The sequence below is a fragment of the Tychonema sp. LEGE 07196 genome, from assembly GCF_963890365.1.
Classification (GTDB): domain Bacteria; phylum Cyanobacteriota; class Cyanobacteriia; order Cyanobacteriales; family Microcoleaceae; genus Microcoleus.
In genome coordinates, this window is record NZ_CAWPRX010000168.1 from 88,510 (window position 1) to 110,643 (window position 22,134).

The window sequence follows — 22,134 nt, forward strand, 5'->3', positions numbered from 1 at the left end:
GGCTTATAACTTTGTAGGTAGAGCTAGAGCCGTCACCGGCCAGCTACCGGGCCAAATAACAGGTGCATTTTTTACAAGAACTTTTTATGCTGTCTCAGCAGCGCTGTAAAACTCCAGCTAGTGCTTGGAAAGCAGGGCTTTTTTGGAATGTCGCAGAGCCAGCGCGATCGCAAAAATCTATTAAATATGTTCAAAAACGATTCCTCCAAGTATCTGCCGACTTTAGATCGAGTAATTGACCGCTCCCCCTTGACAGTTGGGCCAGATACCCCATTAGTAGAAGTAATTACGCTCATGGGCCAAAAGCGCCCGACTTGTCCTCTAAACGCAGATATTCCAACAACCCATCTCTACCAGCAGCTCACAGAAATTGCCGATCCGCACACCTCAAACGTCCTCAGAGATGCCAGAGGGATCTGCGTCTTTGTGGTAGAAACATCTCTAGAACAATCAAACTGGCAATCTGCTCAAAATTGTCAATTACAAGGAATTTTTACCGAGAGAGATCTCGTCGATTTGATTGCTTCCGGCAAAAATTTAAAAAATGTTACGATCGCAGAAGTGATGCGACAGCCGACGGCAACGCTGACAAATGATGAAGATCGAGACATTTTTAGCGCCCTAATTCTGCTTAGCCAACATAAAATTCACCACCTGCCAGTATTAGATCGCAGCGGTCAACTCCTAGGAGTAATTACCCCAGAAAGTATTCGCCAAGCAATGGTGCAACCGGCAAATATCTTGAAAATGCACAGCGTCAAAGAAGTAATGACCGCAGAAGTCATTCAAGCGCCTCGCTCAGCGTCTGTTCTGAGTTTAGCTGAGTTGATGGCGCAGCACCGCGTTAGCTGCGTGGTAATTACAGAATCCAGAGAGTTATCGATGAATTTGCCGTTCCCAATTCCCGTAGGTATCGTCACAGAACGGGATATTGTGGAATTTCAAGCTTTAGATATAGATTTGTCGCAAACGATCGCCCTGACAGTGATGAGTAGCCCCTTATTTAGTCTCAAGCCAGAAGACTCGCTGTGGGTAGCTCATCAGGAAATGCAGCAGCGTTTAGTCCGCAGGTTGCTAGTAAGGGGCGAACGCGGAGAACTGTTGGGAATAGTTACTCAAAGTAGCTTGCTGCGCGTGCTCGATCCGATGGAAATGTCCGGGGCGATCGATCTGCTGCACGATTTAGTCGCACAACAAACTAGCGAATTGCAAAAAGCGATTGTCTCCCTCAGCTTGACTAACAGCCGGCTGGAAACGGAAATCGCTACCCGCCAGCAGGCCGAGGTGCGGCTGCAACTCCTAGAATCGGCCGTAGTTAACGCTAACGATGCGATCGTGATTATGGATGCGGGAAACAGCGATATCTCCGATCCGGCCATCATATACGTCAACGAAGCTTTTACCCAAATGACTGGTTATCAGCCCGAAGAAATTATCGGCCAAACACCCAGTTGTCTGCGCGGGCCCGACAGCGACGGCGCTCAAGTTGCCAAAATTCGCCGCGCTTTCTCTCGCCTTGAACCGCTGCGCTTGGAATTGATCAACTACCGCAAAGACGGTTCTACTTATTGGGTGGAACTTAACAGCGTACCCGTTGCTGGCGAGTTGGGGAAAGTCACTCACTGGATATCCGTGCAGCGGGATATTAGCGATCGCAAGCGCATGGAACAAGCATTTTTTGAGGAAAAAGAACTCGCTCAAGTTACTCTACAATCGATCGGCGATGCCGTAATCGCTACTGACAGCAACGGCTGCATTTCTACCCTCAATCCAGTTGCTGAACAACTCACCGGTTGGTCAACCTCGGAAGCAAGAGGTTTGCCCCTCGCCAGCGTGCTGAGAATAGTTGACGAAACTACCCGGATGCCGATCGAAAATATCGCCGAAATAGCTTTGTACGAAGGTCGAATAGTTGACCAAGGAAACAACAGCTTGCTGATTGCTCGCCACAACCGCGAATTTGCGATCGACCACTGCGTCGCCCCCATCCACGCCAGCAACGGCCAAATTATCGGTGCCGTCGTTGTGTTCCGAGATGTCACCCAAGTGCGAACTCAAGCGCGGCAGTTAACCTGGCAGGCAACTCACGACCCCTTGACGCAATTGGTCAACCGCCGCGAATTTGAATATCAGCTAGAACACGCCCTGCACAGCGCTCAAGGTTACGGCGAAGAACACGTAATGCTTTACCTCGATCTCGATCGCTTCAAAATAGTTAACGACACAGCAGGTCACGTTGCAGGCGACGAACTGCTCCGCCAAGTCAGCCAGCTATTTAAAAGCAATATCCGCAAAACCGATATTTTGGCGCGTCTCGGCGGCGATGAGTTTGCTGTACTCCTGTACAATTGCCCCCCAGAACAGGGCTTAGATGTTGCAAAATTGCTGCTGCAAAGCATTCAAAAATTCCGGTTTGGGTGGCAGGACAAAACTTTTTCGATCGGCGTTAGTATCGGTTTGGTGGCAATTAATCGCAAAACAGCATCGACATCTGCGGTGTTGAGCGCGGTCGATCTAGCCTGCTATGCTGCTAAAAATAAAGGCCGCAACCGGGTGCAGATTTATCGATCGGGCGATCGGGAATTAATCAAACAGCACGGCGAAACCCAGTGGGTAGTGCAAATTAATCAAGCTTTAGAAGAGAATCGCTTGCGCTTGTACTCTCAGCCGATCGTACATTTGCTCAACCCGTCAGCCACCGGCATCCACTGCGAAATCTTGCTGCGCCTCCAGCTTGCAAACGGTCAGTTAGTGTCGCCGATGGCGTTTATTCCCGCCGCCGAACGCTACAACTTGATGCAGGCGATCGATCGCTGGGTAATTCGCACTTTATTTAGCAACTTATCTCAATTATTTACAGCCAATTTATTAGTCCAAAACCCAGAAGCAGAAAGCGCTCGAATAGTTACCTTACCTGCTGGATCTCCCCAATCTAATTTACAATCCTCCTTTGGCAAATATCCCAGCCTTTATGCAATCAACCTTTCTGGCGACAGCATCAACCAAGAAAAGTTGATCGAGTTTATTCAGGAGCAGTTTTCTATCCATCAAATACCGCCACAAATAATTTGCTTTGAGATTACCGAAACCGTGGCGATCGCCAATCTCAGCAAAGCAGCAAGCTTAATTTGGAAACTCAAAGAACTCGGCTGCAAGTTTGCCTTAGACGACTTCGGCAGCGGGATGTCTTCCTTTGCTTACCTGAAAAGCTTGCCCGTTGATTATATCAAAATTGATGGTAATTTTATTAAAAATATTACAGATAATCCTATTGATATCGCAATGGTGGAAGCTATTACCAAAATTGCTCACGTCATGGGAATTAAAACTATTGCCGAGTATGTCGAAAATCAAGCGATTATGGATAAGATCAAGGAACTTGGGGTAGATTACGCTCAAGGTTATTTTTTAGGAAAACCCCAACCCTGTAACTTTACATCTCCCCATATAGAGGAAGTATTGGAAGATTTTCAGGTTAATCCTCTAACTTTGGAAGCAAAGTTAGCTTCTTAAAAATGGATGTTTGGCAACAAATTTTTTAGCAAATTTAACGGATGTAATGAACACCTATTATAGCCTTTCAAGCGAAAGATGAGGGAATGTCGGGAATAGGGCATAGGGCATAGGACATAGGGCATAGGGCATGAGGCTCTCCTCACTTTTTTGAGAAAGGCTATACATTCATTCGAGATCATTTTTTTAAATTATCTGCGTCTATCAGTTTTAATTTGCCTTGCATCTGCAGTTGACATATCCATTAAATAAAGATTTATGCAATAAGTCTAGAAAAGAAGCAAAAGGCAAAAAGGAAAAGGCAGATTTTAATTGTGATATCAATTCCCAATTCCCAATGACAACTGCCAACTGCCAACTAACAACTGCCAACTGCCAAATAATAACTAAGAGGGCGGGCACGCACCATCCACCGCCCCTACCAACTAACAACTGCCAACTGCCAACTGCCAACTGCCAACTGCCAACTACCAACTGCCAACTACCAACTGCCAACTATCAACTGTCAACTGCTTCTATGTACTGACTGTCTAACAGAAAAGCACCTTTTTCAAAGCGAATGCCCCAATAATTGCCGGGACGCCGATCGAGTACAACACCCTCAGCGCCGATCGCAATTAAATTTGCAGGCCGCAGCATCGGCATCGGTTCGGCAGTTTTCACGTAGGGCGGCATCGCCACAACTCGGACTTTTTGACCAATGGTAAATTCTTTATCCATAGTTTTTATGTTTTTTGACAATCTACTGAGCTTAGCGGTGACTTTAGTATTAGACATCTCCCATAATTATTGTGGAACAGGCATCCTGCCTGTTCTTGAGTATCTTTTTAGGAGAGGTCTATTGTATGTAATTTTTTATATTAAATACTCCTGCAACAATTTCCAAGCCATTTGAGTACCTTCCCCTGCGTTTACTTTCCCAAAATCTACATCTTTTCTCAAAACCACAAAACCCACACCTTCTTTGATTTCTATGTCCTCAAAATTGCTAACTCTCGCCAAAAATAAGTGATTTTCCTGTATGATTTCGGGATTATTTTGCGTCTTTGGGTGAATAAAAGTTGTGATAAATTCCATTGTGTAATTGGTTTGGAGGCAAGTTTCTTCCTCCAGTTCTCGGACTGCCGCTTGCTTTGGACTTTCTCCAATGTCCACGGCGCCTCCAAAAGTAGACAGCATCCCTTGACTTGCAATATCTGGAATATTATCTCGCAGTTGTGCCACAATCTGACCCTTCGGGAGGATGAGAAAAATGCGAACAATTGACTTAGGAATATTCATATTCGATGTATTTGAGGTTGAGAGTGAGTCCTGGACTAGGTTTGCACAATTGACTAACTGCGCTCGATCGTCCTGCTTCTCCATCCCTGTCATAACTAATCCTAATTTTGGGGCCGATCGCCCGTAAAACCCCTGACCGATCGCGCTACAATTGTCGATCGGGATGAAAACGGCCGATCTAAAAGTAGGGGATAGTTGCTATGGCTACAAGTCGTCGCATTGAGCGCGTAGCTTCAATGATTAAGCGGGAAGTTAGCCTGATGCTGCTGAACGGCATTAAGGACGATCGCGTCGGTGCGGGTATGGTTAGCGTTACCGATGTAATTGTTTCGGGAGACCTTCAGCATACCAAAATCTTTGTCAGCATTTACGGTACTGATGAGGCAAAGGCCGAGACTATGGAAGGTTTGAAATCGGCAACTAGCTATGTCCGCAACCAGTTAGGCCAACGGGTGCAACTGCGCCGGACGCCGGAAGTGATATTTCTCGAAGACCGTTCCCTAGAACGCGGGGATAAAATGCTGATACTGCTAAATCAGCTTTCTGCCGATCGCAAACCCGGTATGTTTGATGACGAAGAATTGGCCGATGGCAATGAAAATGATGATGATGAGGATGATTTAAAAACAGACGAGGATTAGTATCTGAAGCTAGTCAACCGCCAACTGACAACTGACAACTGACAACTGACAACTGACAACTGACAAATTCATGATAGACAATCTTTCCTTGCCCGAATTGGTAGCCCAGATGTTCGTAGTGCGGGCTTCCGGCTGCTTGTTCGACCACCAAATTCGCTATCCCGAATGGGAACCAACAGCCGACAAACTCCGCTATTATCTGGAAAAGTTGGGCGCGGGCGGGGTGATTTTGGTCGGGGGAAGTGCTGCTGAGTTGGCGGTTCGATCGCACCAATTGCAGTCTTGGGCAAAATTTCCGCTGCTGCTGGCGGCTGATATTGAGGAAGGTGTCGGCCAGCGCTTCGCCGGGGCGACTTGGTTCGGGCCACCGATGGCTATTGCTGAAATTGCGCGGCACGATGCAGCGGCGGCCGATCGCTATGCTGAACAAATGGGCGCTGTGACTGCGATCGAAGCTAGGGCGATGGGTCTAAATTGGATTCTCGCGCCAGTCGTTGATGTGAACAACAATCCCGACAATCCCGTGATTAACGTCCGCGCTTTTGGCGAAACGCCGGAAATTGTTGGCAAATTAGCCAGTGCTTTTATTCGCGGCGCAGGCGAACACCCGGTTTTGACAACAGCTAAGCATTTTCCCGGCCACGGAGATACGGCGGTTGATTCTCACTTGGAATTGCCGGTTTTGCCGCATTCGCCAGCGAGATTGACCGAGGTTGAGTTGCCTCCTTTTGTCCGGGCGATCGCCAGCGGAGTCGATGCTGTGATGAGCGCTCATTTGCTGATTCCGGCTTGGGATTCCGAGTTTCCTGCTACTCTTTCTCGCAAAATTTTGATCGGGAAGCTGCGAGAAGAGTTGGGATTTGAAGGTTTGATCGTGACTGATGCTTTGGTGATGGGCGCGATCGCCAATAAGTACGGCCATAACGAGGCTGCTGTTTTGGCGGCTGAGGCTGGTGCTGATGTTTTGCTGATGCCGCTTGACCCGGAAGGGGCGATTTTGGCTGTCTGCGAAGCTGTCACTCAAGGACGGATTTCGATAGCACAAATCAAGGAATCTGTCAAGCGAATTTGGCAGGCGAAAATTAAGGTGGGTTTGTCGATTTTTGACCCCCCCCAACCCCCCCTTGCTAAGGGGGGGAGTAAGAATCAAACTGCTGTTGTTGATATAGAAAGCAAGAATTCAAAATCGATCGAGTCGATCGACTTAGGTTTGCTGGCAAATCCCGAAGCAAGGGCAACGGCTGCCGATATTTTGCGAGATTCTTTAAAGTTTGGGGGAAATCTACCTTTAATAGCGAAAAAACCCTCAGAAAACCAGTTTTTGCGGAATTTGATTATTGTAGATGATGTTTTGGGTTGCGAGTTTTTGGGAAAACACACTCCGGCGATCGCCCGGCCCGAAGAGTTGGGTTACGAATTGCAACTAATTGACGATCGCACAGGTGCGATCGCCCATAATGCAAGTTCAGAGCATTTTTCTCCGACACTGCTACAAATTTTTATTCGCGGTAATTGTTTCCGAGGCAGTGCCGATTTAACCCAAGCAGCGAGAGATTGGTTTAAGAAATTATTAAGCACCGGAGAACTGCAAGCTGTGCTAATTTACGGCAGTCCCTACGTTTTAGAGCAATTTTTACCACATTTGCCTCCCAGTATTCCTTATGTATTTTGTTTCGGGCAAATGCCGGCCGCGCAATCCCTCGCCTTAGAATTGCTGTTCGGTACTGACAAAACGAGCCATGCTTAAACAGTCAAACTCCTGAATATTTCCTTTGCAGGCTCAGCAATTGAATCGATATACCCGGTTTCTCGCCAGAAATTTTGCTGGCGGCCAACCATTCAGCATTCACGAATCGGACACTGATGTCTGATTCGTGAATGCAGCTTTTTAGCAAACCCGCCGCCTGTTAGCCTCGAACATCTGCTGCGTTTCAAAATCCGAAAACAGATCCGATCGCTTACTCAGGATTCCTATAATCCTTTTTAATCAATCGGTCAAGAGTATATGTGTATACAGAAAAAAAATAACTTACATATTCGGAAGTTTGGATTATATTATTACCAGGGACATAATTTTTTTTAGTAAAACCTTGAGGGCGCATCATGATTAACTCAACTATTAACCAACTTCACTACTCTTTAGATGTTATCCAAGATGAAGCACGCCATCTCGTGCGTGAGGGCGTACTTAGCCGACAACAACCAATCTACACGCTTTGTCAGTTCATCCCGCCCAGAGAGTGGTCTTGCGTCGAGGGAGAACTAGAAAAATGCGACTTCTTGCTGCGCGATCGCATCGGCGACCTGATCGGTTCTGAAAAATGGGACAATGACTAAAGTTTAGTTCCGTTACATAAACTTGCAAGTAAGTTTGGAACTAAACTCCGGCGGTGTTAAAGAATTTTGACTTTAATCCTGGGAATTTTCGGCGCGCAAGTTTTCCAATTCAACCCTCAGCGCTGCCATCTTTGCCGTTAATTCTTGAATCTGTTTTACATCAGCCTGTCCAACCGACTCCGAAAAAGTGTCAGTTGCTGTATCGGACTGCTGGTGGGAGACGGATTCGTCGCTGCTTGCATTATCCTTCTCGCCCGGTGGGGAGAAAATTGTATCGACAAAATTCCGCGCTTCTTTCTCGGTCATTTCCCCTTTTTCCAGCAACTCATCCGCGAGAAGGCTCAAATCTGACTGGAGTTTGTCCAGATTTTCTTCTCGCTTTAAGGGATCTTGCAAGGTCTCAATGAAAAAAGAAGTTGCACCTAAAGTCAGGTGAAATCCTGTTTGCAGGATTTGAGGCAGGTTGTCGGGATTCATCTACAATGCCGCTAGAAGGCGGTTGGGAGTTTTTGGTTCGCGAGTTACTCCCAATGGGGCGGGTTTGCCGCTTTTTTGGGGGAATATCCGAAGTTATCGATCGCGATCGCCCGGAATCAGGAAACATCAGTTTCTCGGGGACGCTTTTTCCTTGCGAACATACTAACTTTACCATTACTCTGTAACTTGAGAAACGTCAAGTGTAAAGTTTTGTAATGAGCGATCTATAGCCTTTTTCAGGATGAGGTACTATGTGGCATTGGGAATAGGGCATTGGGAATAGGGCATGGGGCTCTAGCGTTGCGGAGGGATTGGTCCGCGCAGGGCTATCCTCACCACGCTTGATAACCGCTATAGAACCCATTTGACATCTTTGATTTTTTGGGTTGGGTGACGAGAAATATAGAGAGAAACCGGGTTTCTGAACTCAGCGTGATTCCGAGACAATCTATGGAAGATTTGAGATTGTGAGATTTGAGGTTGAATCCAGTTAAGGATATAGCGCCTCGCCCGTGGAGGGGTCAAAGATAAATAGTCGATCGAAGTCAAGCTGTACCTTCAGCCGATCGCCCGGACGCAAGCGAACACTCGCAGGTACTTGCACCTGTATAGTAGTTTCAGCGTTCAACAAAGGTAAACTCGCCCGGACTAAAGTTTCTCGCCCCAGAGGTTCCACTACTTTTACCTCTACCTCCAGAGGGACTTTTTCTAAAGCCCAAAGATCGATTTTCAAATCATCTTTTTCTGTTGTTTGCGGCTTAAAAATTTCTATATTTTCAGGACGGATGCCTAAATCAAATCCTTGTCCTTCTCTAGGGTGCAATCTTTGTTCCAGTGAGGGCGGACAGGCTAAAGATTGATCTCCCAAAATAAAGGATTCGTTAGCATAAATTGCCGGCAAAATGTTCATAGCCGGATTGCCTAAAAATGCGGCAACCATGCGGTTAGCGGGTTTAGCATAAATGCTTTGCGGGGAGCCGATTTGTTGAATTTTTCCCTTATTTAAGACTACAATCTTATCAGCTAAAGTCATCGCTTCCACTTGGTCGTGGGTTACGTAAACCGTGGTAATTCCCAGCCGTTGATGCAGTTGTTTGAGTTCGGCCCTAGTATCGTCTCGCAGTTGCGCGTCGAGGTTAGAAAGCGGTTCGTCTAAGAGAAATACTTGCGGTTCGCGGGCGATCGCCCTTCCGAGTGCTACCCGCTGTTGCTGTCCGCCCGATAGCTGTTTCGGCTTGCGGTTGAGGAGATGGTCGATCGAGAGCGATCGGGCTACAGTTTCGACACGTTCTTGAATTTTAGTCGAGTCAACATTCCGCATCCGCAATCCAAAAGCCAAGTTTTCGGCCACAGTCATGTGCGGATAAAGCGCGTAGTTTTGAAACACCATTGCGACATCTCGCTGTCTAGCCGGAATGTTGTTAACTAAATTATCTCCAATATAAAGATTACCAGAAGTTGCAGTTTCTAAACCTGCGATCGTCCGCATAATTGTCGATTTCCCGCAGCCGGAGGGCCCGACTAATACCCAAAATTCCCCATCCGGGATTTTGAAGCTGATGTTCTCGATCGCGGTGACGTTTTGGTAGCGTCGGGTAATATTTTCTAAGCGAACATTGGCCATTTGTTAGTAGTTATTGGTTATTAGTTATTGGTTGTTGATTTTTACTTTTTGTCTTCAGAAAGCTTGGTTAATTCTAAAACTGTGCGGTCTAATTCTTCAACGATCGGCGTTAACTCAGCTTGGCGGAATGCTTCTACTAACGAACGATAATACCAGAGAGAACCTTCTTTTTTGCCTTGGAAGCGTTCCCAAACAGTATCGCCTAATTGACGGTAATCTTTCAGGATCGATCGAGCATTATAAAGTTTATCAGCAGCCGAGACTAATCTGACCGAGCTAGAAGCTGTGAGAATGTGGGCGATGTAGGCTTCTTTTCGCTGCCGCCAAGGGGGTTTCGGCGTTGCGTCGCTGTCGGTACAGCCGTCTACAATAGCTGTGACGTTATCGCCAAAGCGGGCGCGGATGGCTTCGCGGGTGGTGGGGCCGCCTCGATCTTCGATCGCATCGTGAAGCAAAGCTGCGATCGCCTCATCTTCAGAAGCCCCATATTCTAAAGCTATACTAGCAGTGCCCAACAAATGGGCAATGTAGGGAACGCCCGAACCTTTGCGGATTTGAGTTGCGTGCAATTCGGCGGCATAGGTGAGGGCTTCAGAAAAACTGTTTGAGAGTATCATTGCAATAGAGTATTTGTTTAGTCAAAGTATTGACGTGAATGTTTGAGTAAAGCGAGGCAATCACGATGACAACTACTTTAATCTTATCAAAAAAACCTCAAAATGACTTGGCAAATCTTACCAAAATACAATCGCAAAACATTATATCTTTAGAATAATTTTTCGTCAAGCCGCCGGAGAGAATAAAGTGGATTGACGGTAATTTAGTGGAGAAAACAGGCATGAAATTTAAACATGGTTTGGCTCAATCTAAATTAGCCCGTTACTGGGGAATTAACAAAGACTCCAGCGGACAGGGAGGAGAAGTTTTTACCGAAACACTTTGCCGAACTGCCAAACAAAACCGCCGTCTCAATGTCGCTTACATCACTCCAGAACTGTTCCCACCATCAGGCAATTTGACAGCATTTTTCCAAAGTTTTCCCCTGATAGCAGAAGTTGCTTCGCCGGAAGACAGCGGCGAAGACTTATTTAGGAAAGCTCAGGAATATTTGGAATGTGGCTGTCAGAAAGTCTGGCTGCTATTTGCTGAAGCGAGATTAGTATTTGTGAATGCAGGTCAAGGCTGGCGTTTGTTTAATGCGAATGAAGTTGTTAATACCCAGATTATACTTCCAGGTTTTAGCATCGCAGTTAGCGAATTATTGGCTTGAAGAATTTGTTAGAATAAATTATTATTGCCCTCAAAAAAAAATACAAAATTTCTACTAACGGAGCGGAGCCAATGACCATCTCTGGGCCACTATAACGGTTCTCAAGCGTGGTGAGGATAGCCCCATGCCCCATGCCGGATAGTAGCTCATCTTTCTGACAAAGGCTATATATATTTATTCTTTGGAAAATTATGCTCTCTAAATCCCCAATTGCTACTCTAGCCTTTAGAAAAATTTCCCTGCGAAGCTGTCTGGTTGTTCCCTTCGTCCTGCAAATCTTCGCGGTGGTAGGCTTGACAGGGTATCTGTCGCTGCGAAACGGACAAACAGCAGTGAATGAACTAGCGACTAAGTTGCAAAGGGAGGTGAGTAACCGTGTTGATCGACACCTCGACAGCTATGCGGCTGCAACCCGCAATTTGACTAAAATTAACGGCGAGCAAATTGACTTGGGATTGTTGAACTTACAGGATGCCGATCGCCTCGCTCAATTCTTTGCAAAGCAGGTAAAAACCTACAACGTTGGCTATATCCTCTACGGCTCTAAAACAGGAGACTTTATCGCATCGGGATATTACCGCGAGTCAACCATTCTCAACCACGGCAATCCTGAGATTAGCCTGGTTTTACCTAAGCGCTACGGCAATCCCGATCTGTACAACTACATGACGAATGACCGAAGCCAGCCAACTAAAATGTTTGAAACCACCAAAGCGTATCAGTTCCAGAAGGAAGGCTGGTACGCTAAAGGTGCCGGGACTGGCAAGCCGGGGTGGAGCGAAATCTATCAATGGGAGACTAATAACTACCCGCTGTCGATCGCCACGAGTCGCCCCATTTATGACAAGAATAATCAGTTGATCGGCAGTGTGGGAGTGGAACAGCGCCTTTCACAAATTAGTGACTTTTTACGTGAAGTTAAGGTTAGTAAATCCAGCAAAGTGTTCATTCTCGAACGCAACGGATTACTCGTTGCCACTTCTAGCGATGCCCCCGTATTTTCGGTGACAAACGGCACACCTCAGCGACTGCGAGGTTTTGAGAGTCAGGACGCTTTAATTCAAGCTACTTCCAAGCATTTAGGCGATCGCTTCGGCGATCTCAAAAGCATTAAAACTGTTCAGCAGCTAGACTTTCGACTCCAGAATCAGCGGGAGTTTGTTCAAGTAACTCCCTGGCAGGATGAATGGGGATTGGACTGGCTGGTAGTCGTCGCCATGCCCGAATCAGATTTTATGGGACGAATTAATGCCAACACAGCCAACACGATTTGGCTGTGCTTGGGCGCCTTAGGATTAGCAACGGTTTTGGGTATCTACACCTCGCGCTGGATTGCTAGACCAATTTTGCAGATCGGTAAGGCATCGTCGGCGATCGCCGAAGGAAAACTCGACCAAAACGTCGCCGCCTCTGGTGTTAAAGAACTGGATGTGCTTGCTCAATCCTTTAACCGCATGGCGCAGCAATTGCGCGATTCCTTCACCGCCCTAGAGCAAACTAACCAACAGCTAGAACAGCGAGTTGAACAACGCACCGCCGAACTCCAGTCTGCAAAACAAGTAGCAGATAATGCCAACAAAGCAAAGAGTGAATTTCTTGCCAACATGAGCCACGAACTCCGCACTCCCCTCAACGGTATTTTGGGCTACGCTCAAATCCTCCAACGCAGTACCGCGTTGCCAGCGAAAGAACGTCATGGGGTAGAAATCATGCACCAGTGCGGAAATCATTTGCTGGGGCTGATCGAAGATGTGTTGGACTTGTCCAAAATTGAAGCGGGCAAACTAGAACTTACACCTAAAGCGATTCACTTTCCCTCATTCCTCCAAGGTGTCGCTGAAATCTGTCGCATTCGTGCTGACCAAAAAAACATTAATTTCGTTTACGATCCCGATCCCCAGTTGCCTGAAGGGATGTTTGTTGATGCAAAACGGCTGCGCCAAGTATTGCTCAATTTGCTAGGAAATGCGATTAAATTCACCGACCAAGGTTATGCTAAGCTTAAGGTTAACGTCATTGATAATCATAGCAATCCGTCCGCTCCCAGAATCGGATTTCAAGTCGAAGATACCGGTTTTGGAATTGCACCTGAGCAATTGGATAAAATTTTTCAGGCTTTTGAACAAGTTGGCGATCGCCAGCGCCAATCCGAGGGTACCGGTTTAGGACTGGCGATCGCTCAAAGAATTGTCCAACTCATGAACGGACAAATCCAAGTTAAAAGCCAGCCCAAAGTTGGTAGTAATTTCTTTTTTGAGCTGGAACTGGCGATCGCTACCGATTGGGCACAGCAAAACTCGATCGCAACTGGAAAACAAATTATTGGTTATGAAGGAGAACGACGCAGTATTCTGGTAGTAGACGATCGTTGGGAAAACCGAGCCGTTCTCGTCAACTTGCTAGAGCCACTCGGATTCCTGCTGACTGAGGCCGAAAATGGACTTGAAGCCTTGAAAAAAATCCGACAGTCTCCACCAGATTTAGCGATTACAGACTTGATGATGCCAGTCATGAACGGCTTTGAACTGCTCGAACAAATTCGCAGCGAACATAATTTGCGACACCAGAAGATTATTGTCTCTTCTGCATCGGTGACACAAGCCGACCGACAGATGAGTTTAGATGCAGGGGGAAATGATTTCCTAGATAAACCAGTGAATGTCAGTGAATTATTTAACCTTTTAGCCACTCATTTAGAATTAAAGTGGAAATATGAAGTTCAAGCATCCAACGAGTCTCAACCATCCACTTTGACGACTACTTCAGAAGAGCCAGAAATAATAATTCCTGACATTTTGGAGATAAATGAATTACTCAATCTGGCAAACAAAGGCAACTTAAAACGGCTGCGAGAACACACAGAGCATCTTGCTCTATGTAACCCTCATTACGCTGGTTTTGCCTCAAAAATTATGAATCTCGCCAAACAATTTAAAGCCGAAGAAATTGAAGAATTGCTGAAACAATACCTGACAGAGGAGAAAACAGATGTCTAGTCCAGAATTAATTCTGGTGGTGGATGATACCCCTGCGAACTTAGAAGTAGTTTGTGAAACCTTAAGTGATGCGGGATATGAAGTAGCAACCGCCATCGACGGCGATCGCGCTCTGAAGCGAGTCCGAGCTTATCCTCCCGATTTGATCTTGCTTGATGTTCAAATGCCAGGAATTGACGGCTTTGAAACCTGCCAGCGTCTGAAGGCAGATCCCGCAACAGCGCGCATTCCTATCATTTTTATGACCGCTCTCTCCGATGCTGAGAGTAAGTTGAAAGGATTTGCATTAGGTGCTGTGGACTACATCACCAAACCCTTTCAAGAAATTGAGGTGCTAGCACGGGTGAAAACTCATTTGCAGCTACGGCAGTTAACCAAAAATCTAGAACAGCGTGTAGCTGAAAAAACCGCTGATTTAGAAGCCGCACTCACACAACTCCAACAATCTCAAATTCAGTTAATCAACAGCGAAAAAATGTCTGTTTTGGGTAATTTAGTGGCGGGTGTCGCACACGAAATTAATAACCCCCTCGGCTTTCTGGTTGGCAATCTCAAACCTGCTAAAGATTATATTAAAGATTTATTTCAACTTATCGATTTATACCAGCAAGAACTATCCGATCCGAGCGCCCAACTACAGGAAGTAGTGGAGGAAATAGACTTGGAATACTTGCGAGAAGATTTACCTAAGTTGATGGATTCGATGGAACAAGGAGTGGCTCGTATTTGTACGATCAGCACCAGTTTAAGAACCTTCTCGCGTTCTGATTGCGATCGCCCTATTTTTTTCGATATCCACGAGGGCATTGACAGCACGCTCTTGATTCTCAAGCATCGCCTCAAAGCCAATGAATCTCGCCCGGAAATTAAAGTCATCACAGACTATGGTGATTTACCAAAAGTAGAATGCTTTGCGGGACAGTTGAATCAGGTATTTATGAATCTGTTGGCAAATGCGATCGATGCCGTTGAGGAATCAAATCAAGGATGTACTTTTGCTCAGATCGAAGCCAACCGCAACCAGATTACTGTCAAAACCCAATTGTCGGAAGATCGGGTGGCGATCCGAATTCAAGATAATGGGATTGGCATGACTCCTGATGTGAAGCAAAAAATTTTCGATCATCTTTTTACAACTAAAGCCGTGGGCCAAGGAACAGGGCTAGGATTGGCGATCGCCCGTCAAATCGTAGTCCAGAAACACTCTGGAACTTTAGAAGTCAACTCAAATTTAGGTGAAGGTACAGAGTTTGTGATTTCAATTCCGGTGAAGGATCTCGCTGTAAAAGACTTTCAGCAAACAAGCTGTGTTGGGGCAGCATACAGATGATTGGTGATGTCCCAAAGGCGATCGCCCCCCCGCACAAACTCAACTTTTATTATCGATAGCACTAACCGAAACCTCTCAGTATGGCAAGTCAATCACCGGCTTTTTTCTTCCCCAAGCTTTTTAAAGAAGTGCCATTACAGGCGATCCTAGTTGTCCCGTTCGTTGTTCAAACGGTGGGGGCAGTGGGTATTATCGGTTATCTTTCCTTCAAGAATGGACAGAAGGCTGTCAACGATGTAGCTGCTCAGTTGCGCCACGAGACGAGCGATCGCATTGAACAAAATCTAACTCAGTTGGTTGCCACTCCTTTTCAAGCATTTGAAAGTTATGAAGCTGCACTCAGCCAAAACCGTATTAACCTTAATAACGGAAGGGATATAGAGAAGTTCCTGTGGCGACAACTTCCTGCCTTTGGAAATCTCAGCCTTACAGCCTTCGTTACAACCAACCAAGAGTTTTTTGGGGCTGAGCGACAAGATGGTGCGATCGCAATCCGCACTTCTGAAGTAGAAAATAACCGCGCGCTGACAACTTACCGTACTAACTCAAATGGCGATCGGCTCGAAGTCATCAACGCAGGCAAGCCGAACTTTGACCCGCGCCAACGATCGTACTACATGATTCCAACCCAACGCAAGCAAGCAACCTGGGGAAAAGTGTTTCCGCACATCACAGGCAAAACGATGTATATTGCACCCGGTCAACCTATATATAACTCGGCACGTGAGCTGCAAGGGGTGTGGATAGCGAGCTTAAATTTGTCAATGATTGGGGATTTTCTCAGAAGCCTCAAAATAGGAACAACCGGACAAAGTTTTATTCTGGAACGCTCTGGGGAACTGATTGCCACATCTACAGGCGAAAAACCTTTCCGATATTATCCAGACAAAGTTGTGCAACTGCCAGAACAGCGAGTTGAACGACTCAATGCGATCGACAGCCAAAATTTCATCACTCAGAAAACAAGCCAGTTTTTGCTAGAGCGTTTTCAAGATTTCCACCACATCCAGACATTTCAGCAGCTTGAGTTTTCCATTAACAATCGACGCCAGTTCGTGCAAGTTTCTCCTTTTCAAGATGGCAGAGGCATTGACTGGGTAGTGGTTGTCACCGTTCCAGAAGCCGACTTTATGGATCGCATTAATGCCACTACTCAAAGTACAATTGTATTAAGTCTACTGGCGCTATTTATCTCTCTGGGAATTGGCATACTAGCCAGTCGCTGGATTACTCAACCAATTTTGCGGCTCAATCAAGCATCTTCGGCAATGGCTGCCGGTTCTCTGAGCCAAGCCGTAAAAGAATCATCTGTGTATGAGTTGCAAGAACTCACGCAGTCGTTTAACCGCATGGCTCAACAGTTACAGGAATCATTTAATAGTCTGGAACAAGCCAACGAACAATTAGAATATCGAGTCGAAGAACGCACGGCAGAGCTAAAAGCGGCAAAGGATGAAGTTGAAACTGCCCTCAGAGAATTACAACTGGCCCAGACTCAACTGATTCAAAGCGAGAAAATGTCGAGTTTGGGGCAGCTAGTTGCTGGAGTGGCCCATGAAATCAATAACCCAGTTAACTTCATCTATGGCAATCTAGATCATGCCGATGAATACACTCAAGAACTATTAAAACTCCTACAAGCTTACCAAACTCATTACCCCGAACCGATCGCAGCGATCGCAGAGCAGTCAGAAGCGATGGATTTAGATTTTATTGTTAACGATCTATCTAAGGTGATCGAATCAATGAAAGAGGGGGCGCGGCGAATTCGAGAAATTGTCTTAGCATTACGAACATTCTCTCGACTGGATGAAGCAGAACTTAAATCAATCAATATCCATGATGGCATTGATAGCACGCTGGTTATTCTGGGAAACCGTCTCAAGCCCAAGCTGAATCATCCAAGAATGGCAATCCTGCGAAACTATGGTTCCCTTCCCTTGGTGGAGTGCTATCCCGGCCCGCTCAATCAAGTTTTTATGAACATCTTATCTAACGCCATTGATGCCATTGAAAGTGCGATCGCTCGTGGAAAACAAATTACTCCCGCAATCTCCATTTATACCGCCCTCATCGACAATCGCTGGGCAGAGATCCGAATTGGGGACAACGGTAACGGCATTCCAGAAGCTATCCAACAGCAAATCTTTGACCCCTTCTTTACCACCAAGCCGATTGGAAGCGGTACTGGTATGGGGCTAGCAATCAGTTATCAGATCGTCGCCGATCGGCATCAGGGTAGTTTAAGTTGCAACTCACAATCTGGAGAAGGCACGGAGTTTGTAATTAAAATTCCGCTCAAACAAAATTTGAGACATTAGAACCTATCTACAGCACTATTACTGTAACTATCACCCAAAAAATGCTTTTTGTTTTGTTAGAGAACCCATTTGACATCTTTGAGATTTACGAAAGGGGCGAGAAACCGGGTTTCTATGAGTTTTTGGTTCGGTGATGAGAAATATAGAGAGAAACCCGGTTTCGTTTCTGAGATTTACGAATAGATATCAAATGGGTTCTATAGTGCGATGCACCCTTGTCACCTGCTAGGGCGATCGGCACATCTTCCCAAGCTCCCTATTCCCAAGCTATACTCGGAACCACCAAAAATCAGCTACATTAACGAATTATTAGCATAAAAATAACTTGCCATAAATGCTATTATATGAAACAATCTAGGATGTTGCAAATTCAAACTACTGTTGGAAACACAAATAAAATATCATGGAGAGATTCAGAGTAGAAGTTATTTCTCAAACACCAAATCCTCAGCAAGTAGTTTATGCTGCACTCCATCAAGACTATACTGAGAACTTCGTATTTGACGAGCGGGATTCCTGGCCGTCTGAGGCAGAATGTGGCGAAATAATTGTTAAGCGACTCCTAGCGGGCGATCGTGGGCATTACGGCCCCCTAGAGCATCCCCAAATTATCTTCAATTGCGGGTACTTTCCCCACAGTGTCATGCAGCAGGCGAGGACACATCGTGTCGGAGTATCATTCGATGTGCAATGTCTTGCTGCTGATACCTTAATCACTTTTGTTGATTGCAAGGGAAGTGCTGGCCATAAAAATTTGAGCAAAACAATAGGAGAACTGTATGACCTTTGGACTAATGGGGAAAAAGCGATTCGTTCTCGGTCTATTCTAGGTCGAAATGGTGAGCCACCAGGCGAATATCGTCGTGACTGTAAACAAAGAATTCGTAAAATGCGCCTACGAGTCTTAAATGAACAAACAGGCTTGTTTGAAGTAGGTCATATCAAAGAGGTAATGTGCAGCGGTATTCAGCCGGTTTATAAGGTAACATTGGAAGACGGCAAAACTTTAGAATGTACCGCTAATCACCGTTTATTTACCCCCGACGGTTGGCAAACCATGAAAGATGCGGTTGGGTTAATAACCCACCCAGATGGAACAGTGGTTCGTATTAACCAAAATTCCCATGTTATGTGTAATGGCCTGTCGGTGAGAGATGATAGGATTTACACAGACAAGTCATGGCTTGAAACCAAAATTTCGCAAGGATTGACAATCAAAGAAATTGCTGACTTATCTAACTGCTCTCCCAATACGATTAAAGCATGGACTAACAAACATGGGCTATCTTTAGCCTATTCAGGTTCGCGCTTCCCTGAAGGTCATAAGCCCTGGAATTACAACCCTAACGCTCTCTATCGCGACCAAAATTGGTTAGTGGATCAACTTGAGAAAGGATTGCACGCTGATGAAATGGCGACTTTAGCTAACTGCTCAATTGAAGTCGTTAAAAAATGGGTCTATGCTTATGGACTGTCTCTAAATAAGCGAAAACCGGGGAGCCATGAACCTTGGAATAAAGGCAAAGGAGGTTATGAACTAAACCTCTCTGAAGACAGTCGCCAAAAACGGATAGAAAATGCAAAGATTTACACACAAAGAGGTGCTGAGTCTCATTTTTGGAAAGGTGGCACTTCTACCGAGCGACAATTGATTGGCGCTTGGACACGTCAAATTGCACCCCAAGTCCACAAAAAGTTTGATTATATTTGTCAAAAATGTGCCGTGAGGGGTGGTAGTCTTCACGCTCATCACTTAATACCAGTTTTTGCAAATCAATCTCTCGCTTATGATTTTGATAATTTAGTGACTTTCTGTAAAGAATGTCACGAACATATCCATCAAAATAATTTAGAGATTGAATTTTATCAAGCTTATTCACCAATTTTAGATCCTCAAGATTGGGAAGTTAAGCCAAAGCCCAAGGGAAGAAAATTGCAGTCTCACGCCGTAAAAGTCAAGAGTGTTGAATATGTTGGTCAACAAATGACTTACGACTTAGAAGTCGATGGTGACTGGCATAACTTTGTTGCTAATGGTTTAGTAGTACATAATTCTCTTCGCTACACGGGAAATCAATTTCTGGATGCAGCAGCCGGTAAAAAAGATATCGAAGATATTTTTTACCTGCGTCCAGTAGATTATTATACCGATCGCGAAGGCAAAAAATATTACTATTCTCCCGAACAAAGAGAAAAAGATTTAGAGTGGTGTCTAGAAGCCGCTAAACGTTACAAAATTGACTTCGACGGCGGAATGTCCGAGGAACACGCCAGAGGCAAATTACCCTTTGACTACCGCCAGCATTTTGTAGTCAGCTTCAATCTCAGGTCTTTTCTGCATTTTTCCGACTTAAGAAACAAGAAAAATGCTCAACTAGAAATTCAAAAACTCTGCGAAATGATGTGGCCTCACTTTGAGAATTGGGCACCGGACATTGCCAAGTGGTACACAGCTACTCGTCTAGGAAAAGCCAGACTAGCGCCGTAATAATTGCCATCATAGAAATTATTCATCTCTCTCTTCTCCTCCTCTGTGTCCTCTGCGCCAAGAGCGGTTAAATCATTCCGATACAACTGAAGTTGGGATAGCTAAAAACTTTTCTGTGTTATTATTCTTCCTTCTTCCTTCCACTCACAAAACAAGATGAAACTAAAAATTCTGCAACTCCATGAATTAGCGATAATCCCCCAATATGCCCATGATACTGATGCTGGAATGGACTTATTTTCTCTAGATGAATTAGAAATTAATCCGGGAGAAAGCCAATTAATTCATACAGGAATATCAATAGAATTACCCGAAAAAACAGAAGCCCAAATTCGTCCCAGAAGTGGTTTAGCTCTCAAGCACCAAATCACCGTACTCAATGCACCAGGAACCATAGATGAAGGCTATCGAGGCGAAATCAAAGTCATCTTAATCAATCACGGTCAAACTTCCTTTCAAGTGACAAGAGGCATGAAAATTGCTCAAATGGTAATAGCGCCAGTAATTCGTGTGGAAATTGAAGAGATTAAAATGTTAAGTTCGAGTTCGAGGGGAGATAAGGGATTTGGCTCAACTGGACTATGACAATAAATTCCTCGTTTCAATACAGTTCTCATTCTAGATTTTAAATGAACAATACACCAGACAATTACGAACCCCCTCACAGACCAAATTGGGACGAATACTTTTTAATGTTAGCAAAATTAGCTGCTACTCGATCGACTTGTCTGGCTTTTCCCGTCGGCGCAGTAATTGCTAAAGACAGGCAAGTTTTAGCCACGGGTTACAACGGTTCGCCGTCAGGTTCGGTACACTGTACGACTCAAGGCTTTTGCTATCCGGGTTTAAGCAGTTGCGACGCCAGCAAAACTTTGCCGTCGCGGGCGGTGCACGCTGAAGCAAATGCGATCGCCAAAGCGGCCAAACACGGGATATCTACCGCTGGATCTAGCATTTACGTGACTTTAGAACCCTGCATTTATTGTTTGAAATTAATCATTTCTGCAGGGATTCGCGAAGTTTTTTATGAAACTGTTTTTAACAGCGGAGAAAAAGCTGAGTTGAGAGATTCTTTTATAGCTGAAGGTATTGTTGAGTTTACACAAATTCAGCTATCTGAAATCACAGCAAAAACAGCAGCTTCATTTCTGCTGAATCCTACGTCTGTTCCAAAGGGCGATCGACCATTTGGTTTGTAGCGGGGACTTTAGTCCGCATCAAAAAAACTAAAGTCCTCACTACAAACCTTTTTTGATTTGGTTCCTAATGAGGACTTGAGTTCGCATCAAAAAAAACTAAAGTCCTCACTACAAACCTTTTTGATCGAACTCGTCCACAACTTGTAAATAGTCGATCGCCGCATCTATCCTCGAAGAATACTTAAAAGCAAACTGATCGAACCAATATCTCTCATCGGAATTTTTATCCAACTTTTTCAGCCAAACCTGAGCTTGCCTAACCTTCTGTCTGCGGGTTTGGATGTCTAACTCTGACTGCACAATCTTTTCTGGGGGTTGCGGTGCGATTGCAGTCACTTCCTGAGCTTTATTTTCTGCTTTTTGCGGAGACTTAAGCGGTTTTTGTGCAGCAACTTCCTGATTTTTATTTTGTGCTTCGCATTCAGCTTTAATTTCAGCTAAATCCTTCTCTAAAGCACCAGGATACAAATTGATATTTGTTGTTTTTGATGTTTTATTTGACGGCACTGCTGCTGGTTGCGAAAGCGGTTGTGCTTCCACTGACGGCTGACTTTGTACCTCGCGAAGTTTTTGAGATGCTTGATATTCTGCCTTAAGTTCAGCTAACAGGCGATCGATCGATTCCATAACTTAAAACCCTCTAAAAAATGCTGCCCA

19 protein-coding genes and 1 pseudogene are annotated in these 22,134 nt (G+C 45.2%); 13 read left to right on the forward strand and 7 right to left on the reverse strand.

The genetic code is table 11. From position 1 onward, the window contains the following. Positions 1 to 147: 147 nt before the first annotated feature. Positions 148 to 3,513, forward strand: coding sequence for an EAL domain-containing protein (locus AACV78_RS19725; RefSeq protein ID WP_194010216.1), 3,366 nt, complete (start codon positions 148 to 150; stop codon positions 3,511 to 3,513). Positions 3,514 to 3,723: 210 nt separating this feature from the next. Here AACV78_RS19725 and AACV78_RS19730 read toward each other — a convergent pair whose 3' ends face one another. The 3 genes from AACV78_RS19730 to AACV78_RS19740 all read right to left on the reverse strand — a co-directional run bounded on the left by AACV78_RS19730 (position 3,724) and on the right by AACV78_RS19740 (position 4,794). Beyond that, positions 3,724 to 4,008, reverse strand: a complete 285-nt coding sequence (locus AACV78_RS19730; RefSeq protein ID WP_194010215.1) for a hypothetical protein — start codon at positions 4,006 to 4,008, stop codon at positions 3,724 to 3,726. Between the two features lie 3 nt (positions 4,009 to 4,011). After that, a complete protein-coding gene (gene sipA / locus AACV78_RS19735) occupies positions 4,012 to 4,233 on the reverse strand; it encodes a regulatory protein SipA (protein WP_194010214.1) in 222 nt (73 codons plus the stop codon). 135 nt (positions 4,234 to 4,368) lie between these two features. Continuing rightward, complete coding sequence (locus AACV78_RS19740) at positions 4,369 to 4,794, reverse strand: NUDIX domain-containing protein (protein ID WP_194010213.1); 426 nt, start codon at positions 4,792 to 4,794, stop codon at positions 4,369 to 4,371. Positions 4,795 to 4,994: 200 nt separating this feature from the next. On the opposite strand from AACV78_RS19740, the gene rbfA reads away from it, so the two are divergent. The 3 genes from rbfA (at position 4,995) to AACV78_RS19755 (ending at position 7,772) form a co-directional block, all read left to right on the forward strand. Continuing rightward, on the forward strand, positions 4,995 to 5,435 hold the full coding sequence (gene rbfA, locus AACV78_RS19745) for a 30S ribosome-binding factor RbfA (protein WP_194010212.1): 441 nt from the start codon (positions 4,995 to 4,997) through the stop codon (positions 5,433 to 5,435). A gap of 70 nt (positions 5,436 to 5,505) precedes the next feature. Then, a complete protein-coding gene (locus AACV78_RS19750) occupies positions 5,506 to 7,182 on the forward strand; it encodes a glycoside hydrolase family 3 protein (RefSeq protein ID WP_194074264.1) in 1,677 nt (558 codons plus the stop codon). A 356-nt stretch (positions 7,183 to 7,538) separates the two neighbouring features. Then, the gene (locus AACV78_RS19755; protein ID WP_228041973.1) at positions 7,539 to 7,772 is read left to right on the forward strand and encodes a DUF4327 family protein; all 234 of its coding nucleotides are present in this window, start codon (positions 7,539 to 7,541) and stop codon (positions 7,770 to 7,772) included. A gap of 72 nt (positions 7,773 to 7,844) precedes the next feature. Here AACV78_RS19755 and AACV78_RS19760 read toward each other — a convergent pair whose 3' ends face one another. Beyond that, the gene (locus tag AACV78_RS19760) at positions 7,845 to 8,249 is read right to left on the reverse strand and encodes a hypothetical protein (RefSeq protein WP_194013038.1); all 405 of its coding nucleotides are present in this window, start codon (positions 8,247 to 8,249) and stop codon (positions 7,845 to 7,847) included. Positions 8,250 to 8,254: 5 nt separating this feature from the next. On the opposite strand from AACV78_RS19760, the gene AACV78_RS19765 reads away from it, so the two are divergent. Next, complete coding sequence (locus AACV78_RS19765; protein ID WP_194013039.1) at positions 8,255 to 8,434, forward strand: hypothetical protein; 180 nt, start codon at positions 8,255 to 8,257, stop codon at positions 8,432 to 8,434. Positions 8,435 to 8,739: 305 nt separating this feature from the next. On the opposite strand, the gene AACV78_RS19770 is transcribed toward AACV78_RS19765, so the two are convergent. After that, complete coding sequence (locus AACV78_RS19770; RefSeq protein ID WP_194013040.1) at positions 8,740 to 9,873, reverse strand: ABC transporter ATP-binding protein; 1,134 nt, start codon at positions 9,871 to 9,873, stop codon at positions 8,740 to 8,742. 41 nt (positions 9,874 to 9,914) lie between these two features. Further along, positions 9,915 to 10,490 (reverse strand): HD domain-containing protein, encoded by a 576-nt coding sequence (locus AACV78_RS19775; protein WP_194013041.1) that lies wholly within the window; start codon positions 10,488 to 10,490, stop codon positions 9,915 to 9,917. 182 nt (positions 10,491 to 10,672) lie between these two features. On the opposite strand from AACV78_RS19775, the gene AACV78_RS19780 reads away from it, so the two are divergent. The 8 genes and pseudogenes from AACV78_RS19780 (at position 10,673) to AACV78_RS19815 (ending at position 21,477) form a co-directional block, all read left to right on the forward strand. Then, positions 10,673 to 11,143: a Uma2 family endonuclease gene (locus tag AACV78_RS19780; RefSeq protein WP_339383738.1), complete on the forward strand. Its 471-nt coding sequence runs from the start codon at positions 10,673 to 10,675 to the stop codon at positions 11,141 to 11,143. 191 nt (positions 11,144 to 11,334) lie between these two features. After that, a complete protein-coding gene (locus AACV78_RS19785; RefSeq protein WP_194010332.1) occupies positions 11,335 to 14,139 on the forward strand; it encodes a hybrid sensor histidine kinase/response regulator in 2,805 nt (934 codons plus the stop codon). After that, positions 14,132 to 15,469: a sensor histidine kinase gene (locus AACV78_RS19790; RefSeq protein WP_194010333.1), complete on the forward strand. Its 1,338-nt coding sequence runs from the start codon at positions 14,132 to 14,134 to the stop codon at positions 15,467 to 15,469. Before AACV78_RS19785 ends, AACV78_RS19790 begins: the two co-directional genes overlap by 8 nt. Before the next feature lie 80 nt (positions 15,470 to 15,549). Continuing rightward, entirely contained in the window at positions 15,550 to 17,790 is a 2,241-nt protein-coding gene (locus AACV78_RS19795; protein ID WP_194010334.1) for an ATP-binding protein, read from the forward strand. Between the two features lie 403 nt (positions 17,791 to 18,193). After that, positions 18,194 to 18,469: pseudogene (locus AACV78_RS19800) on the forward strand (FAD-dependent thymidylate synthase); the annotation flags it as partial. A gap of 6 nt (positions 18,470 to 18,475) precedes the next feature. Beyond that, entirely contained in the window at positions 18,476 to 20,278 is a 1,803-nt protein-coding gene (locus AACV78_RS19805; protein ID WP_339383739.1) for an FAD-dependent thymidylate synthase, read from the forward strand. Between the two features lie 156 nt (positions 20,279 to 20,434). After that, positions 20,435 to 20,863 (forward strand): dUTP diphosphatase, encoded by a 429-nt coding sequence (gene dut / locus AACV78_RS19810; RefSeq protein ID WP_194010336.1) that lies wholly within the window; start codon positions 20,435 to 20,437, stop codon positions 20,861 to 20,863. 44 nt (positions 20,864 to 20,907) lie between these two features. After that, positions 20,908 to 21,477 (forward strand): deoxycytidylate deaminase, encoded by a 570-nt coding sequence (locus AACV78_RS19815; protein ID WP_194010337.1) that lies wholly within the window; start codon positions 20,908 to 20,910, stop codon positions 21,475 to 21,477. Between the two features lie 108 nt (positions 21,478 to 21,585). On the opposite strand, the gene AACV78_RS19820 is transcribed toward AACV78_RS19815, so the two are convergent. Then, entirely contained in the window at positions 21,586 to 22,104 is a 519-nt protein-coding gene (locus tag AACV78_RS19820) for a salt stress protein, Slr1339 family (protein WP_194010338.1), read from the reverse strand. Between the last annotated feature and the right edge of the window lie 30 nt (positions 22,105 to 22,134).

Excerpts from the sequence above, each read along its gene's own strand:
- AACV78_RS19760 (WP_194013038.1), bottom strand. The coding sequence starts at position 8,249 with ATGAATCCCGACAACCTGCCTCAAATCCTGCAAACAGGATTTCACCTG.
- AACV78_RS19795 (WP_194010334.1), top strand. The coding sequence starts at position 15,550 with ATGGCAAGTCAATCACCGGCTTTTTTCTTCCCCAAGCTTTTTAAAGAA.
- AACV78_RS19750 (WP_194074264.1), top strand. The coding sequence starts at position 5,506 with ATGATAGACAATCTTTCCTTGCCCGAATTGGTAGCCCAGATGTTCGTA.
- AACV78_RS19725 (WP_194010216.1), top strand. The coding sequence starts at position 148 with ATGTCGCAGAGCCAGCGCGATCGCAAAAATCTATTAAATATGTTCAAA.
- AACV78_RS19740 (WP_194010213.1), bottom strand. The coding sequence starts at position 4,794 with ATGAATATTCCTAAGTCAATTGTTCGCATTTTTCTCATCCTCCCGAAG.
- AACV78_RS19765 (WP_194013039.1), top strand. The coding sequence starts at position 8,255 with ATGCCGCTAGAAGGCGGTTGGGAGTTTTTGGTTCGCGAGTTACTCCCA.
- AACV78_RS19790 (WP_194010333.1), top strand. The coding sequence starts at position 14,132 with ATGTCTAGTCCAGAATTAATTCTGGTGGTGGATGATACCCCTGCGAAC.
- AACV78_RS19755 (WP_228041973.1), top strand. The coding sequence starts at position 7,539 with ATGATTAACTCAACTATTAACCAACTTCACTACTCTTTAGATGTTATC.
- rbfA (WP_194010212.1), top strand. The coding sequence starts at position 4,995 with ATGGCTACAAGTCGTCGCATTGAGCGCGTAGCTTCAATGATTAAGCGG.
- AACV78_RS19820 (WP_194010338.1), bottom strand. The coding sequence starts at position 22,104 with ATGGAATCGATCGATCGCCTGTTAGCTGAACTTAAGGCAGAATATCAA.
- AACV78_RS19770 (WP_194013040.1), bottom strand. The coding sequence starts at position 9,873 with ATGGCCAATGTTCGCTTAGAAAATATTACCCGACGCTACCAAAACGTC.
- AACV78_RS19815 (WP_194010337.1), top strand. The coding sequence starts at position 20,908 with ATGAACAATACACCAGACAATTACGAACCCCCTCACAGACCAAATTGG.
- AACV78_RS19775 (WP_194013041.1), bottom strand. The coding sequence starts at position 10,490 with ATGATACTCTCAAACAGTTTTTCTGAAGCCCTCACCTATGCCGCCGAA.
- AACV78_RS19785 (WP_194010332.1), top strand. The coding sequence starts at position 11,335 with ATGCTCTCTAAATCCCCAATTGCTACTCTAGCCTTTAGAAAAATTTCC.
- sipA (WP_194010214.1), bottom strand. The coding sequence starts at position 4,233 with ATGGATAAAGAATTTACCATTGGTCAAAAAGTCCGAGTTGTGGCGATG.
- dut (WP_194010336.1), top strand. The coding sequence starts at position 20,435 with ATGAAACTAAAAATTCTGCAACTCCATGAATTAGCGATAATCCCCCAA.